Source organism: Streptococcus sp. 23.2, assembly GCF_016648665.1.
Taxonomy (GTDB): domain Bacteria; phylum Bacillota; class Bacilli; order Lactobacillales; family Streptococcaceae; genus Streptococcus; species Streptococcus salivarius_E.
In genome coordinates this window covers 23951-38492 of record NZ_JACLQJ010000012.1, presented here as the reverse complement: position 1 = coordinate 38492, position 14542 = coordinate 23951, and the positions used below count along the sequence as shown (strand labels likewise).

At 40.6% G+C, this 14542-nt stretch carries 19 protein-coding genes and 1 other RNA gene; 11 read left to right on the top strand and 9 right to left on the bottom strand.

All coding sequences use genetic code 11. The features are described from left to right. Positions 1-160 precede the first annotated feature (160 nt). Entirely contained in the window at positions 161-553 is a 393-nt protein-coding gene (locus H7T98_RS07390) for a single-stranded DNA-binding protein (protein ID WP_002885697.1), read from the top strand. 768 nt (positions 554-1321) lie between these two features. Then, a complete protein-coding gene (gene tadA, locus H7T98_RS07385; RefSeq protein WP_201061591.1) occupies positions 1322-1840 on the top strand; it encodes a tRNA adenosine(34) deaminase TadA in 519 nt (172 codons plus the stop codon). Positions 1841-1924: 84 nt separating this feature from the next. Here tadA and H7T98_RS07380 read toward each other — a convergent pair whose 3' ends face one another. The 3 genes from H7T98_RS07380 to H7T98_RS07370 are packed head-to-tail and all read right to left on the bottom strand — an operon-like array spanning position 1925 to position 2572. Continuing rightward, a complete protein-coding gene (locus H7T98_RS07380) occupies positions 1925-2179 on the bottom strand; it encodes a hypothetical protein (RefSeq protein WP_048674209.1) in 255 nt (84 codons plus the stop codon). A gap of 47 nt (positions 2180-2226) precedes the next feature. After that, entirely contained in the window at positions 2227-2394 is a 168-nt protein-coding gene (locus tag H7T98_RS07375) for a class IIb bacteriocin, lactobin A/cerein 7B family (RefSeq protein WP_002885883.1), read from the bottom strand. A 19-nt stretch (positions 2395-2413) separates the two neighbouring features. Further along, entirely contained in the window at positions 2414-2572 is a 159-nt protein-coding gene (locus H7T98_RS07370) for a class IIb bacteriocin, lactobin A/cerein 7B family (protein ID WP_038676853.1), read from the bottom strand. Positions 2573-2892: 320 nt separating this feature from the next. Here H7T98_RS07370 and ffs point away from each other — a divergent pair. The 7 genes from ffs to H7T98_RS07335 all read left to right on the top strand — a co-directional run bounded on the left by ffs (position 2893) and on the right by H7T98_RS07335 (position 7953). Continuing rightward, positions 2893-2978: signal recognition particle sRNA small type (gene ffs, locus H7T98_RS07365), an RNA gene on the top strand. Positions 2979-2992: 14 nt separating this feature from the next. Beyond that, positions 2993-3832 carry a methyltransferase domain-containing protein gene (locus tag H7T98_RS07360; protein WP_201061589.1) on the top strand — a complete coding sequence of 280 codons (840 nt, stop codon included), beginning with the start codon at positions 2993-2995 and terminating at the stop codon, positions 3830-3832. A 113-nt stretch (positions 3833-3945) separates the two neighbouring features. Then, the gene (locus H7T98_RS07355) at positions 3946-4698 is read left to right on the top strand and encodes an HAD family hydrolase (protein WP_201061595.1); all 753 of its coding nucleotides are present in this window, start codon (positions 3946-3948) and stop codon (positions 4696-4698) included. An 85-nt stretch (positions 4699-4783) separates the two neighbouring features. Continuing rightward, the gene (gene dapD / locus H7T98_RS07350) at positions 4784-5482 is read left to right on the top strand and encodes a 2,3,4,5-tetrahydropyridine-2,6-dicarboxylate N-acetyltransferase (RefSeq protein ID WP_002886999.1); all 699 of its coding nucleotides are present in this window, start codon (positions 4784-4786) and stop codon (positions 5480-5482) included. 76 nt (positions 5483-5558) lie between these two features. Beyond that, positions 5559-6692, top strand: a complete 1134-nt coding sequence (locus H7T98_RS07345) for an N-acetyldiaminopimelate deacetylase (protein WP_014635100.1) — start codon at positions 5559-5561, stop codon at positions 6690-6692. Between the two features lie 68 nt (positions 6693-6760). Continuing rightward, positions 6761-7288 carry a 5-formyltetrahydrofolate cyclo-ligase gene (locus H7T98_RS07340; RefSeq protein ID WP_003092039.1) on the top strand — a complete coding sequence of 176 codons (528 nt, stop codon included), beginning with the start codon at positions 6761-6763 and terminating at the stop codon, positions 7286-7288. Further along, complete coding sequence (locus tag H7T98_RS07335) at positions 7279-7953, top strand: rhomboid family intramembrane serine protease (protein ID WP_201061587.1); 675 nt, start codon at positions 7279-7281, stop codon at positions 7951-7953. Before H7T98_RS07340 ends, H7T98_RS07335 begins: the two co-directional genes overlap by 10 nt. A gap of 45 nt (positions 7954-7998) precedes the next feature. Here H7T98_RS07335 and galU read toward each other — a convergent pair whose 3' ends face one another. The 6 genes from galU to H7T98_RS07305 form a co-directional block, all read right to left on the bottom strand. Further along, the gene (gene galU, locus H7T98_RS07330) at positions 7999-8913 is read right to left on the bottom strand and encodes a UTP--glucose-1-phosphate uridylyltransferase GalU (protein ID WP_003091906.1); all 915 of its coding nucleotides are present in this window, start codon (positions 8911-8913) and stop codon (positions 7999-8001) included. A gap of 17 nt (positions 8914-8930) precedes the next feature. Then, positions 8931-9953, bottom strand: coding sequence for an NAD(P)H-dependent glycerol-3-phosphate dehydrogenase (locus H7T98_RS07325; protein WP_022496721.1), 1023 nt, complete (start codon positions 9951-9953; stop codon positions 8931-8933). Between the two features lie 118 nt (positions 9954-10071). Further along, positions 10072-10632: an MptD family putative ECF transporter S component gene (locus H7T98_RS07320; RefSeq protein WP_038676838.1), complete on the bottom strand. Its 561-nt coding sequence runs from the start codon at positions 10630-10632 to the stop codon at positions 10072-10074. A gap of 8 nt (positions 10633-10640) precedes the next feature. After that, positions 10641-11432 carry a formate/nitrite transporter family protein gene (locus H7T98_RS07315; RefSeq protein ID WP_201061584.1) on the bottom strand — a complete coding sequence of 264 codons (792 nt, stop codon included), beginning with the start codon at positions 11430-11432 and terminating at the stop codon, positions 10641-10643. A 116-nt stretch (positions 11433-11548) separates the two neighbouring features. After that, positions 11549-12799 carry an NAD(P)H-dependent oxidoreductase gene (locus tag H7T98_RS07310; RefSeq protein ID WP_002885631.1) on the bottom strand — a complete coding sequence of 417 codons (1251 nt, stop codon included), beginning with the start codon at positions 12797-12799 and terminating at the stop codon, positions 11549-11551. Positions 12800-12817: 18 nt separating this feature from the next. Further along, positions 12818-13420, bottom strand: a complete 603-nt coding sequence (locus tag H7T98_RS07305; RefSeq protein WP_002886986.1) for an NADPH-dependent FMN reductase — start codon at positions 13418-13420, stop codon at positions 12818-12820. Positions 13421-13626: 206 nt separating this feature from the next. On the opposite strand from H7T98_RS07305, the gene H7T98_RS07300 reads away from it, so the two are divergent. Further along, positions 13627-14073, top strand: a complete 447-nt coding sequence (locus tag H7T98_RS07300) for a dUTP diphosphatase (protein ID WP_002886985.1) — start codon at positions 13627-13629, stop codon at positions 14071-14073. Positions 14074-14082: 9 nt separating this feature from the next. After that, positions 14083-14535, top strand: coding sequence for an isochorismatase family protein (locus tag H7T98_RS07295; protein WP_110980830.1), 453 nt, complete (start codon positions 14083-14085; stop codon positions 14533-14535). Positions 14536-14542 lie beyond the last annotated feature (7 nt).

The following is a 14542-nucleotide window of genomic DNA, read 5'->3' as shown; positions in this document are numbered from 1 at the left end:
TACTAGAAAAGTAATAGTCTCCTATTTACTAGGAATATTAGGACAATTTGGTTATGTAGATTGGGGTATTAGTAAGGATACTCTCAAAGAAATTTGTAAAGCTATTTAAAATAATCTATTTTTTACTTCCGCTTACGAATAGATAGGTGGAGGTAAAAAAATGTATAACAAAGTTATTTTAATTGGACGTTTGACGGCGACTCCTGAAATGGTAAAAACTGCTAGTGATAGGTCTTTTACACGTGTTACAGTTGCGGTTAATCGTCGCTATAAGACGCAAAATGGTGAGCGTGAGGCTGACTTTATTACAGTGGTTGTCTGGGGGCGTTTGGCTGAGACCTTAGCATCTTATGCTAGCAAGGGGAGTTTAATTTCTCTTGATGGTGAGCTTCGTACCCGTAAGTACGATAAGGATGGTCAAACCCATTACGTTACTGAAGTGCTTTGTTCCTCTTTCCAACTTCTGGAGAGTCGTGCTCAGCGTGCTGTTAGGGAAAATAATCCTGATAATGACTTGGCTGACCTCGTCTTGGAAGAAGAACTTCCCTTTTAGTTTATCCTTTGACTAGCTATCTAGGTCTCCTATCTTTGAAGCAACCTCTCCAAAAAATCATTATCTTGTTCCATACCTTGTTTTGAAGAATTGTTGGAGATAAAACATTAAACACTTGTTAGATTAATAAACAGTAAAATTAGATAAGACTTAGGATGATAGGTGTTTAATAGTGTAGATAGACTAGAAAAAATAGTTTAAGAAGCCATAAAATGCTGATATATCAACATTTTAAATGTTAAGCGAAATATTCAAAACAATGCATACAATTAACAGTTGTTTCTAATCTATATCATTGTTTTATTACCGATTTTTAAATTAAATGATAGAGGTTTCATGATAAACTATAGGTGGGTAAGGAAAAAGCTATAAAAGTTACTTTTATAGTAGGCATTATTTGTTTGGAAGGAAAGTGTGAAATATCACAACTATAACGCTATCCTTGCAATTGTTTGAGACAGTTGCATTTTTGTTTATCGTTGTGAGGCCTTAGGCCTGTATAATGATTTCACAGACAATTGACTATGACACTCCGACTGACATATGAATTAGGATGTTAAGCGGTCGTTGACTTTTCGTCTAGCCTTGGGGGAACACATTGGTGTGATTCCTAAGACTCACCAGACTAATGTGTTTGAAGCTAGGATGATTCGTCTTAGCTTTTTTGTGTTCTTTAAAATGGAGGTCTTCGGTATTGCTTTTCTTATGCTATAATAGAAGGACTAAGCGAGATATTGTCTCGCAAATCTTGGAACGGGAGTGACACTAATGCTTGACTTTACCCAAGAAGAGAAAGACTTTTTTATGTCTGAAGCTCTTAAGGAAGCCGAAAAATCTCTAGATAAAGCAGAGATCCCAATTGGTTGTGTCATCGTTAAAGATGGAGAAGTCTTATGTCGTGGGCACAATGCACGTGAGGAGCTCAATCAAGCTATCATGCATGCGGAGGTCATGGCTATTCAGGAGGCTAATAGGACTGTGGGCAATTGGCGTTTGTTAGATTGTACCCTCTTTGTAACCATCGAACCCTGTGTCATGTGTAGTGGGGCAATTGGCTTGGCTCGTATTCCTAAAGTAATCTATGGAGCAAGCAATCAAAAGTTTGGTGGTGCGGGTAGCCTTTACGATATCCTAAGAGATGAGCGTCTCAACCATCGTGTAGAAGTAGAGACTGGTGTCATGGAGGAAGAGTGTGCTAAGATTATGCAAGACTTTTTCCGTCAGAGTCGTGAACGCAAAAAAGAAGCCAAACGATTGGCTAAATTGGAAACAAGGCAAGATATGTAAACAAAAGTGCAAGGCCAAAGGGCCTTGCACTTTTTAATGGAAGATGAGTTTTTGTTTTCCTGAAAGCAATTTAGGTCACTCTTTCTATGCTTTATTTTTTTCTTTCTCTCTTGTTAAAAGAAAAATAGGCATAAAGAGAATCAGAGTACCAAAAGCGGACTTCAAATTAGTATCAATAATTGGTGTTCCTAATCGTACATGAAAGATAAGGTTGATTAGGAGTATCAGAAGTAAGCTACTGATAATTCCAGCTAAAGCTATTTTTACGAGCAAATAGTTATTCATTTTAGGTGATTGATTAGCAGTAGTATCATTTGTTTGATTTTTTGTATGTTTCATGAGTTATCATCCTCAAAATCTTTGAGATGTCAGGTGAGTTCTGTTAGTTAGTGGGTGAGGTTATAGAAAGATTTACCTGCGGCATAGCTAAGGTCATAAGTTAGTTTTGCAGCAGCAATGCCAACAGAAATAGCGGCCCAAGGAACCACTCCACCTGATACAGCTTCAAGTTCTTGAGTAGTCATGTTTTTACGATTGTTAATGGTCTTAGTCATTGTTCATATGTCCTTTCTTTTATCGCGCAGAGTCCATGTAGCCATTGTAGGCTCCAAGGCATACCATAGTTCCAATAGGTCTTGAAGCTAGGCAGAGCCCTCCAATGGCAAGGTTAGTCTTCCATCCGCCTCCTGTTACTGAGGCTAGGTCAGCTGCCTTCATTTCTTTGTTAATCATTGTCATTCTCCTTTTTTTATTTTTGGTGAGTTTTTAAATCTCATACCCTCTCACCACGAGTTAAGAGATATGTTAAACATGACTTCTCCTTTCAATAAAGTCAGCCATGTCACTAGCTTTTGGTGCTTTCCTCAAGCTATGGATTTATTATAAGGTGTCGAGAAATAAAAAAGTAGTGACATAAATGTCACCATGGTAAGTCTTATGTTTTATCGAAGTTTAGACTGACAGAAGAAGATAATAGGGATTGATAGGGGTAGGTCTAGCTAGTCTTATCATAAGTTCTCTACTTGCAATCACTTCAATTTATGGTATAATATTTTTCGGAGCAACATCTGTGCGTGAAGCGGGTCAGGGGAGGAATCCAGCAGCCCTAAGCGATTTCAGGTGTGTGCTCTTTTTTTGTGTTAAGGAGGATTTATGGCCAAATTTAGTGTTTTTAAAGATCAAGAGGCTCTTTTTGCTTGTCCTATCTGTCAAGCGCCAATGCATTTGGATTTGTCTAGCTTGGTTTGTCAGAATAGGCATACCTTTAATATCGCCAAGCAGGGCTTTGTCAATTTTTTGAGACAGACTAAGGGAGATAAGCACTATGATATGGCTTCTTTTGAAAAGAGGAGTCAGATTCTTGCAGCAGGCTATTACGATCCTATCCTAGAGGTGATTTCAGAGCGCTTGCGTGACCTTCCTGGACACTCGCACGTTCTAGATGTTGCCTGTGGTGAGGGCTATTATAGCCGTCAGTTAGCTCAAGAGTTTAACAAGGATTTCATGGCCTTTGACTTGTCTAAGGATTCTATCCTTCTTGCGGCTCGTCAAAATCCTCAGAAAAATGTAGCTTGGTTTGTTGGCGATTTGGCTCAATTGCCTTTACGTGAACACAGTATCGATGTGATTTTAGATATCTTTTCGCCAGCTAATTATCAAGAATTTAGACGACTTTTGTCTGATTATGGCTTGATTTTTAAGGTTATTCCTCATGAGGATCATCTTAAAGAGTTTCGCCAACTATTGCCGGAGACGCAGGCCTATTCGAACCAGGATGTTCTGGAACATTTTCAAGAGTCCTGTGACCTTTTAGAGCGTGTGACGATTGCTAAGGCTTGGTCTATGCCATCAGAGCATGTTCAAACATTTGCTGAGATGACACCTCTTTTCTTCCATGCCAATAAGGATACTTTGGACTTGACTTCAGTGACGCAATTAACCGTTGCGGGAGAGCTGCTGATTGGTCGTATTAGAGATGATAAGCAATCCTAACAGTCGTTGGGATTTTTTTGATGGGAAAATATCTCAGTTAGCTTGTTTGGTCTTCCTAAAAGGTGTATGATGGGAGCAATAAGTAAGAAAGCTTCAGTAATGGGTAAAAAGTGATGAAAAATAGAGCCTATAAGAACTACATTTTTGATTTTTATGGTACCTTGGTTGATATCCTAACCGATGAGAAGGATCCTATGTTATGGGATAAATTAGCCCAACTTTACCAAGCTTATGGGGCGGATTATAAGGGTGAAAGTCTTAAAAAATCTTATGCTAAGCGTGTGGCTCAGACTCGTAAGGAGTTAATAGAGATTAAAGGAGTTGCTTATCCAGAAATTGATTTAGCTCACATTTTCAACCAGCTTTATATAGATGGTCGGCCTCAGTCTAGTAACTCTAATCAGCCAGAAGATTGGGGCCAACTGATAGCTATGGTATTTCGCGTCTTATCTCGTAAGCAGTTGTTAGCTTATCCGCATACCAAGGAGGTTTTGACCTTTCTAAAAGAGCAGGGCTGTCGTCTTTATCTCTTGTCTAATGCTCAAGCAGCCTTTACTAATGCTGAGATTGACTTAATGGAGTTAAGACCTTACTTTGATGCCATTTACCTGTCTTCGGATGTGGGTATCTGTAAGCCTCAACCTGAATTTTTAAAGCAAGTTTTGGATGATCATGGGTTAAAGCCATCTGAGACTGTCATGGTGGGAAATGACCTGACGACTGATATTGCTGTGGCTGAGGCAGTTGGGATCGATGGTATCTTGCTGAATACCTTCCCTTATTCTCGTCGAGAGTTGGAGAAATCCCCAATCAAACCAGATCGAGTGATTACTGACATAGAGGCTCTAAAGACAAATTTTACATAAAAATACACTCTATTTGGCAAAAGCAAAGACAATTATCAGAATTTTTGGTATAATAATTCCTAACTTTATGTGAATGGAGAATCTCATGACTGCACAAAAAATGTCTGCACAAGAAATTATCGCTTTTATCGGTAATGCTGAAAAGAAAACGAATGTTAAAGTAACTTTTGAAGGGGAATTGGCAACCGCTGTTCCAGCTTCTGTCACTAAGCTTGGTAATGTTCTTTTCGGAGACTGGAAAGATATCGAACCACTTCTTGCGAATTTGACTGAAAACAAGGACTATGTTGTGGAACAAGATGGCCGTAACTCAGCTGTTCCATTGCTTGATAAACGTCACCTTAATGCGCGTATCGAACCAGGCGCTATTATCCGTGACCAAGTAACTATCGAAGATAATGCTGTCGTTATGATGGGTGCTGTTATCAACATCGGTGCTGAAATCGGTGCTGGTACTATGATTGATATGGGCGCAATCCTTGGTGGTCGTGCTACTGTTGGTAAAAATAGCCACATCGGTGCGGGTGCGGTCCTTGCTGGTGTGATTGAACCAGCTTCAGCAGACCCAGTTCGTATCGGTGACAACGTTCTTGTTGGTGCTAATGCTGTTGTTATTGAAGGTGTTCAAGTTGGTAACGGTTCAGTCGTTGCCGCTGGAGCGATCGTTACTCAAGATGTCCCTGAAAATGTGGTTGTAGCTGGTGTTCCAGCTCGCATTATTAAGGAAATCGATGAAAAAACACAACAAAAAACAGCACTCGAAGACGCTTTGCGTAACTTGTAACATATTGATAGTAGAGGCCTGTAAGGCCTCTATTTCTAGATTCTCTATAAAATAAGACAATAAAAAGGACAAAAACATGACACTTGATTTAATCAAAATCAGACGAGACCTTCACCAAATTCCCGAAATTGGGTTGGAAGAATTTAAAACTCAGGCCTATCTCTTAGAACGTATTGCTGAAATGACTGAAGGTAAGGACTTTGTGGAGCAACGTACTTGGCGTACAGGAATTCTTGTCTATCTTCACGGGCATGCTCCTGAAAAAACCATTGGTTGGCGTACAGATATTGATGGCCTCCCAATCGTAGAGGAAACAGATCTTGACTTTAAGTCTACTCATGAAGGTCGTATGCATGCTTGTGGACACGATATGCACATGACCACAGCACTTGGTCTTTTGGACCAGATGCTTCAAGTACAGCCTAAAAATAACATGCTCTTCCTCTTCCAACCAGCTGAAGAAAATGAAGCTGGTGGTATGCTTATGTATGAAGATGGTGCCTTTGGAGATTGGTTGCCAGATGAGTTCTATGGCCTCCACGTCCGCCCAGATTTCAAGGTAGGTGATATTGCGACTAACACAAGCACCCTTTTTGCTGGGACTTGTGAAGTCCTCGTTACTTTCAAGGGGAAAGGTGGACATGCGGCCTTTCCACATGAGGCCAATGATGCCCTTGTAGCAGCTTCTTACTTTATTACTCAGGTGCAAACGATTGTCAGTCGTAATGTTGACCCTATCCAGGGTGGGGTAGTTACCTTTGGTTCTTTCCATGCAGGAACTACTAACAATGTTATCGCTGAAACTGCAGAGGTTTATGGAACTATTCGTACCCTTACTCAGGAAATGAGTCTCCTTATCCAGAAGCGCGTGCGCCAGATTGCAGAGGGTGTAGCAGCTAGCTTTGGTATGGAAGTGGATATCATGTTGAAACAAGGTGGTTATCTTCCTGTGGAAAATAATCCAGCCTTGGCTAAAGAGTTAATGAGCTTCTTTGATGCTAGCCCAGAGGTCAACCTGATTGATTGTCCACCAGCTATGACTGGAGAGGATTTCGGTTATTTGCTTAGTAAGGTTCCTGGTGTCATGTTCTGGTTGGGAATTGACACGCCATATGCACTTCACCATCCTAAGATGAGTCCAAATGAAGATGCTCTCGCTTTTGCAGTGGCTGAAATTGGAAAATTCCTTAAACACAAGGCAGAAGCCTAACCATAGTTGATACAACTAAAAAATCTACCAAGTCTGACTTTTGGTAGCTTTTTTGATATGATAAACCTATGAAAAATGAACTTAGAAAAACAGTCTTGGCTCAGTTAACTTCACAAGAACCTGAGACTAAGGCTAAGATAGATAAACATCTTTTGGAGCAATTGATTGCCTTACCTGCTTATAAAGATGCCCAGGTGATTGCGACTTATTTGTCTTTTCCTCATGAATATGATACCAGTCTTTTAATCAATCAGGCTTTAAAGGATGGTAAACGACTGTTGATTCCTAAAACATATAAACAAGGTCGAATGATTTTTGTGGATTATGATCCAGATAATCTTGTTGCAACCTCTTTTGGCTTGATGGAACCTGCGTCTGATTTGGCTGTGGAAAAATCAGAGATTGATTTGATTCATGTGCCAGGAGTAGTTTTTAATGATGAAGGCTATCGCATTGGTTACGGAGCAGGTTACTATGACCGCTATTTGTCTGATTTTGAAGGGGAGACCGTTAGTACGGTTTATCCTTGCCAGAAACATGATTTTCAACCAGACAACTATGATATACCTGTTAAGGAGGTCGTCACATGCAAATAAATGAGTGGAAGAAATACCCAGCAACCTATCTATTGTTGGGGCTTACGACGCTGACTTTCATCTGTCAATATCTCTTAAATGGCTTTCAAGCGACCTCGCCTTTGAGCCTCTTTAAGATGGGGGCTATGTACGGTGCTTTTGTTCAGTACAGCCCACTGAACCTCTGGCGTCTTGTAACACCAATTTTTGTGCATATAGGTGTTGAGCATTTTCTATTTAATATGCTTGCCCTTTACTTTATGGGGAAAATGGCTGAGCAGATTTTTGGGACTCTACGTTTTCTAGGGCTCTATTTGTTGGCTGGTGTTATGGGAAATGCCTTTACCTTACTTTTTACGCCTAATGTTATTGCAGCTGGTGCTTCGACATCCTTGTTTGGACTTTTTGCGGCTGTTGTGATTCTTGGCTACTATAGTCATAGTCCTTTGCTTAATCAGTTAGGTCGCAATTACTTGGCTTTGATTGTCATAAACTTAATCTTCAACCTGTTTACACCTAGTGTTGGGATTACAGGCCATCTTGGTGGTTTAGTTGGAGGTGCTCTTGCAGCTATCTTTTTGGCTAACAAGGTTGAAAGTCGCTTATTTAGTAAAGGTTGGCGTTTTACAGCTCTTTTAACTTACATTTTACTATTGCTGATTCTTCTAGGATTTACTTATTTTTAAATTATATGAAAAAACCATCGAACCTGACATTCGATGGTTTTTATATTAGTCTTTTTTAGCTGCTTTGCCTTCAAGTTTGTGGCCCAAGTCAATGAGGTATTGCTTGAGGTCATCTTTAACTTGAGGATGTTTAAGTGCGTAATCGATTGATGTTTTCATGAATCCGAATTTGTCACCGACATCATAACGGTCTCCAGTAAATTCGCGAGCAAAGACGCGTTGTGTCTTGTTAAGTTTATCGATAGCATCAGTCAATTGGACTTCATTTCCAGCACCTGGTTCTTGAGTTTCCAAAATACCGAAAATTTCAGGTGTTAGAAGGTAACGCCCGATGATAGCAAGATCACTTGGTGCATCCTCTGGATTTGGTTTTTCAACGAAAGTTTCAACGCTATAACGTCCATTTTCACCTTTGCCTTGAGGGGCGATGACACCATAAGAAGAAACTTCTTCATGAGGTACAGGCATAACTGCAATGGTTGATGCGTGTGTTTCCTCATAATCATTAATGAGCTGCTTAGTCAAAGGTACTGCTTTGTCATTAGTGATATCCATGAGGTCGTCACCAAGCATGACAACGAATGGCTCATTTCCGACAAATGCTTTGGCTTGAAGAACAGCATCTCCAAGGCCACGTGGGTGGCTTTGGCGGATAAAGTGGAGGTTAATAGCAGTGGTGTCATTAACCAATTTCAACAGGTCTGTCTTACCTTTTTGTTCCAAGTTGTATTCTAACTCGAAGTTTGAATCAAAGTGGTCTTCGATAGAACGTTTTGACTTACCAGTAACCACCAAGATATCTTCGATACCTGATTTGAGGGCTTCTTCAACGATAAATTGGATGGTTGGTTTGTCAACGATTGGCAACATTTCTTTGGCCAAGGCCTTAGTAGCTGGTAAAAAGCGTGTTCCGAGTCCTGCAGCGGGGATGATAGCTTTTCTAACTTTTTGATTCTTCATGAGAACTCCTTAGATTTTTATTTTTTATCCCATTCATTTTCAGAGCGCAATTCGTTGGACATCATATTGAGAATAGATTCCTTGATATCAGCACCCTCATAGATAGATTTGTAGATTGCTGTTGTTATTGGCATGTAGACGCCGAGTTCTTGGGCGATTTCATAGGCAACCTTTGTGGTTGAAATACCCTCGATAACCATTCCCATGTTACGTTCAATGTCTTCTAGCTTTTCTCCACGACCGAGCGCATCCCCAGCACGCCAGTTACGTGAATGGATAGAAGTTCCTGTAACAATAAGGTCACCAACCCCAGATAGACCGCTGTAAGTCAAAGGATCAGCCCCAAGTTTCACACCAAGACGAGTAATTTCCGCAAGGCCACGAGTAATAACGGCTGCCTTAGCATTGTCCCCATATCCCATACCGTGGAGGGCACCAGCACCTACCGCGATAATGTTTTTAAGAGCACCAGCTGTTTCAACACCAATCACATCTGAATTGGTGTAGAGGCGGAAGTAGCTATTGCTGAAAATACCTTGGACATAGCGTGCCGCTTCAAGATCCTTAGATGCTGCTGTAATCAAAGTGATATCGCGAACAATAGTTTCTTCAGCGTGGCTTGGACCAGATACGACAACAATCTCACTACGAAGTTCCTTAGGAATCTCTTCTTCAAGGATTGTTGAAAGGCGTTCGTGTGTTCCAGGTTCCAAACCTTTGGAAGCATGCATAACAACAACTTCGTGGTCCAAAAGTTCAGCAACTTGCTTAGCAACTAAGCGAGTGACCTTGGTTGGAACAACAAAGAGAACAGCGTCGACACTATCTAGGGCTTCAGATAGCTCTTTGTAGGCTTTAATGTTTTCATCCAAAACCACATCCTTGAAGTAGCGGGTATTGGTGTGTTTCTCGTTAATTTCATCAATTTGTTCAGGGATGTTTCCCCAAATACGGACCTCGTGTCCGTTGTCGTTGAGTACCTGAGCAAGGGCAGTTCCCCATGAACCAGGGCCCAAGACAGCGATTTTTTGTTTTTTCATCATTAGGTCTCCCTTTAGGTCCTTTCTAACAAAGTAGAAAAAGACTGTATTCTTTCTCATTATAACATAAGAAAAGCATGTTTGTCTTGTACTCTCTGTTAGGAGGGCTGATGGCTATTTATTTTTTCAGCCAATTTTGGGCAATGTAGCCCCCAATGAGAGCAGCCATGAGCGTTCCTCCAATCAGGATTAAGACATGACTGGCTGTAAAGGGAACCATAACTTGATTTACATAATCTTGAGTTTTCCCTTTGGCTAGGAGCTGTGCGATATAAGCTTTGGGCGCAAGCCACATGGTGATAATGGGTGCTAAGTTCCCTAGGGAAAAGATCATATAGGAAAGTAAATTAAGTTTACTATTCTCATAGTTCCCTTTCTTAGCTAGAAAGTCAGCGACAAGGCCAGCCAGAAAGCTAGGAAGAAAGGCTAGAACAAAGTGCCCAGAAGCAAAGAAGAAGAGGGACATAAAGATACCCAGACAGGTAATCGCTCCAAATTGTTTTGTCTTTCTGATAAGCCCCAAGTAGACCCAGCCTGCAAAGATAGCCGCTAAGGCAGGTGTATGATACATATTTTTGACTTTGAAAAAGATTAAATCAATAGCAACTGCAAGGGCTAGGCAAATAAAATACAGTAGAATAGCTAGGCTGGTTTGTTTGATGAATGTCTTTTGACGCATGAGGTCTCCTAATCAATGTGAGGTGTTTTAGTTTTATTGAGCCAAGAGTATGCCAAACCAATGAAAATACCTCCGCCAATCCAGTTACCGAAGAAAACGACTATCCACTGACGTAGAATATTTGTCAAAGTGAAATTATCCACAGCGTCACGCACACCGTTGAAACCGAGCAACATGAAAGAGGCAAAGTTAGCAATCAAGTGTTCATTAATTAAAAATACAAACATGAAGATGGCTGATAGCGCAATGAAAATCTTAGCAGATTCTTCTTTGAGGAGCATGTAGCCCAAGATGGCAATATTAACGAACATATTCGCTGTAATACCTTCTGTAAAGTTCATCCAATCTGTTTTTCCAAGCTTGGTTGAGACAGCGGTAACTAAGAAACTCTTGTCAGTCAAATGTTGGAAAGAGAAGGATTGGTTGAAGAACCAGGCCAAGATAAGGGCACCGACAAAATTAAAGAAGGTACAGTAGAGGAGGATGGTACACACCTTGCTCCATTTGATTTTACCATAATAGGCACCACTGGTCAGGAACATCATGTTTGAAGTAGCCAACTCTCCATTGAATATGAGAACGAAGACCAGTCCGATGGCAAAGATAAAGGCAAAAACAAAACGAGAAATGGCCGGAATACCTGTAGCGATAACATCCGCACCAATAATTCCTACAGCAGTTGACATGGTAAGATAAGCTCCTGCAAGCATAGAACGCAAGGCATAGCGACCCAGACTTTCGTCAAAGAGAGCTTCTTTTTTAGCACAAGCAGCGAATACTTTTTCTTTAAATTGAGACATAGGTTTACCTCTAAAATATGTGGCATGGAGCATGGCAAATGCGCAAGCTCGAGTGAAATTTAATCTAGGATGACCATGAAAAAAAGTCAGGACAGTTGTCCCAACTTTTCCAAGTCTTAATATGAGGATGCTCCAGATGTAGCATCTGCGGCTGGGGCTGCGTCGCCACCATGACCACCCGCATCTGATGCACCAGATGTGGCGTCGCTACCGCCATGACTAGCTGCAGCTGGTGCAAAAGGACCGCTTCCTCCGACAAGGCGTTGACCAGTTGTTTCGAGATACCAGTCAAGCCATGGTTTAAAGTTAAAGACGATTTCATTGATTCCTGCATAAGAACCATCATCATAGTACATAGCCTGATAGTTATGCGTATTGATAACTCCTTCAGGTGACCCTGGAACAATCGTACGAACATATTCTTGGTTACCATTACGCAGTGTACCGATAACCCATTCCACATTTTTCATACGAGCTGGTGGAAGTGAGCCGTGAACAGTTGACATGCGGCTACCAGATTGAGGTGGTACACGTTTGGCGAACATAGTGTCAGGATCTTGATGGGCGTTGTTGTAGTAGAGGAACTGGTTGTTATCATCGGCATAGGTCAATTCAAATGGCATAGCCTTGAGGAACATGTCAATTTGATTAACCGTCAAAATACCGTGGTCCAATTTTACGTAGGTATCACCAGATACCGCACCAGTGATTTCAGCTACTTTTTCTACCCACTCTGGATCGTCAGGATCAACTTCGGTAACAGTTGTAGCGATTGGGTTGTTACAATCCAAGTCTTCAGGTTCAATTGGTTTTGGTTTTTTCAATTTAGAAACCACTCCTACATATTGGATGAAATTGTCTAAGCATTGTTCAAGGAAATTAATAGTACCTTCGTTGGTAATGTTCCCCTCAAGGTCAAAAGCTTCTTTAGCCTTTCCAAGCAAGAATTCATTACCTGGAAGTGTATAAGCATTAACACCAGGTGCTTCAAGGATTTTACGCAAATGCACTTGGGCACGTGAAGTTCCTTGGTCGTAGTAAGAAGCACCAACAATCATTACAGGCTTGTTTTCAAAAGGGTGCACTTCGAATGATAGCCACTCTAATACTGATTTAAGTGCTGCAGAGATAGTGTGATTGTGCTCAGGTGTTGCAATGATGACACCGTCAGCGCGTGTAATTTTGTTATTAAGTAAGCGAAGTTGGAAACTTTCATCCCATTTTTCATCTTGGTTAAACATAGGAACTTCATCAATTTCCAAAACTTCAAGTTCAAATTTAATTTTAAAATGTCTTCTGATAAATTCGAGCAGTTTACGGTTATATGATTGATCATAATTTGCTCCAACGAGTCCAACAAATTTCATAGTTTATATTCTCCTGTCTTATAGGCTTTCCCAGTCGAAGTCTTCAGCTTCTTTATGTAGCAACTCTGTAGCATGTGAGAGTTTACCAGTAATTTTGACGTAGAGACGGAAGTCATCGAAAATAGCATCTAATTTTTTGATGACATCGAGGTCAACTAAATCGCCGTTGCTATCAAAAGCTTGAAGGGAATGTGAAAGCAAGAATTCGTCTGGAAGCACGTTAGCTTTGATTTCTGGAGCATTCAAAATTTGACGAAGTTGTAGCTGTGCACGAGAAGCTCCTAGAGTTCCATAAGATGCTCCTGTAATCATAACAGGCTTATTCAAAAGAGGGAAAACACCGTATGAGACCCAAGCTAAAGCATTCATGAGAACAGCTGGAATTGAGTGGTCATACTCAGGTGTTCCAATAATAACCCCATCAGCCTCATCGATTTTTTTAACGATTTCAAGGACACTTTCTGGCAATTGTTTGTTAGCGGGTTTGTTAAAGACAGGGAGGTCTTTGATTTCAACAAGTTCGATGTCTGCCTTATCTGCAAAATGTTTCTGAATATATTGCAATAATTGTCTATTAGTTGAACGTTTTGAATTCGTACCAACAAGTCCGATGAATTTCATGACAATTCTCCTTAAAAGTATTATATCTATTATTATGTTAGCGTTTTCCTGGTTAAAAGTCAATCTTCGTTTAATGAGAAAGTGATTAGACTATTACCTTTGTCATCTTATTTCGAATAGATTATAATAGGATAGATTTAAAAGTCTGAAGCTAGCATGGCTAGTTTTACAAGAATTAATTTATAGATGTATCGAAAGGAAAAATAATGACAAAAATTCGTGGATTTGAACTTGTATCAACCTATACCAATCAGGACTTGCTTCCAAAACGGGAGACAGCCCATGCAGCTGGTTACGACTTAAAGGTGGCAGAGCGCACAGTGATTGCACCAGGAGAAATCGTCCTCGTCCCAACTGGGGTCAAGGCTTATATGCAAGCGGGTGAGGTGCTTTATCTTTATGATCGTTCTTCTAATCCTCGCAAAAAAGGTCTGGTCTTGATCAACTCTGTGGGGGTTATTGATGGCGATTACTATGGAAATCCAGGGAATGAGGGTCACATCTTCGCCCAGATGAAAAATATTACTGATCAGCCCGTGACTCTTGAAGTCGGCGAACGCATCGTTCAAGGTGTCTTTATGCCCTTCTTAATTGTAGATGGAGATGAAGCTGACGGTGTTCGTACAGGTGGTTTCGGATCGACAGGGAAATAGAGAAAGAATATGGCAGACTATTTATTAGTTGTAGATATGCAGTCAGATTATGTTGCTGTAGGAAAAGCATATCATGAAGAACTGACTGCAGCTGTAAATGACAAAATTGCTAGCTATCCCAGCGACCGGGTTATCTATATTCTCAATCGTTTTTTCTGGGAGAGAAAAGATAGAAAGAAGAAATTTGCGACCGGCTTGCTGCTTGTATCTTCTCGTATCTTTGAGAAGCGTCGGGCTTCTTGCTTTACTAATCCAGATTTAAAAGATTTTTTAGAGGGAGACGGTGCTAAAAGCATAGAGTTTATAGGGGTAGATGGCAATGGCTGTGTTAAGGCTTCCGTTTTGGCAGCTGTCAAGGAGAATTATCAGGTTTCTGTCGATTTGTCCGCTGTCGGAGTTGCCAACCAGAAGAAATTTAAAAAAACATTGCATAAGTGGCATTCTGTCGGAGTAATCGTATAAGGAGAAT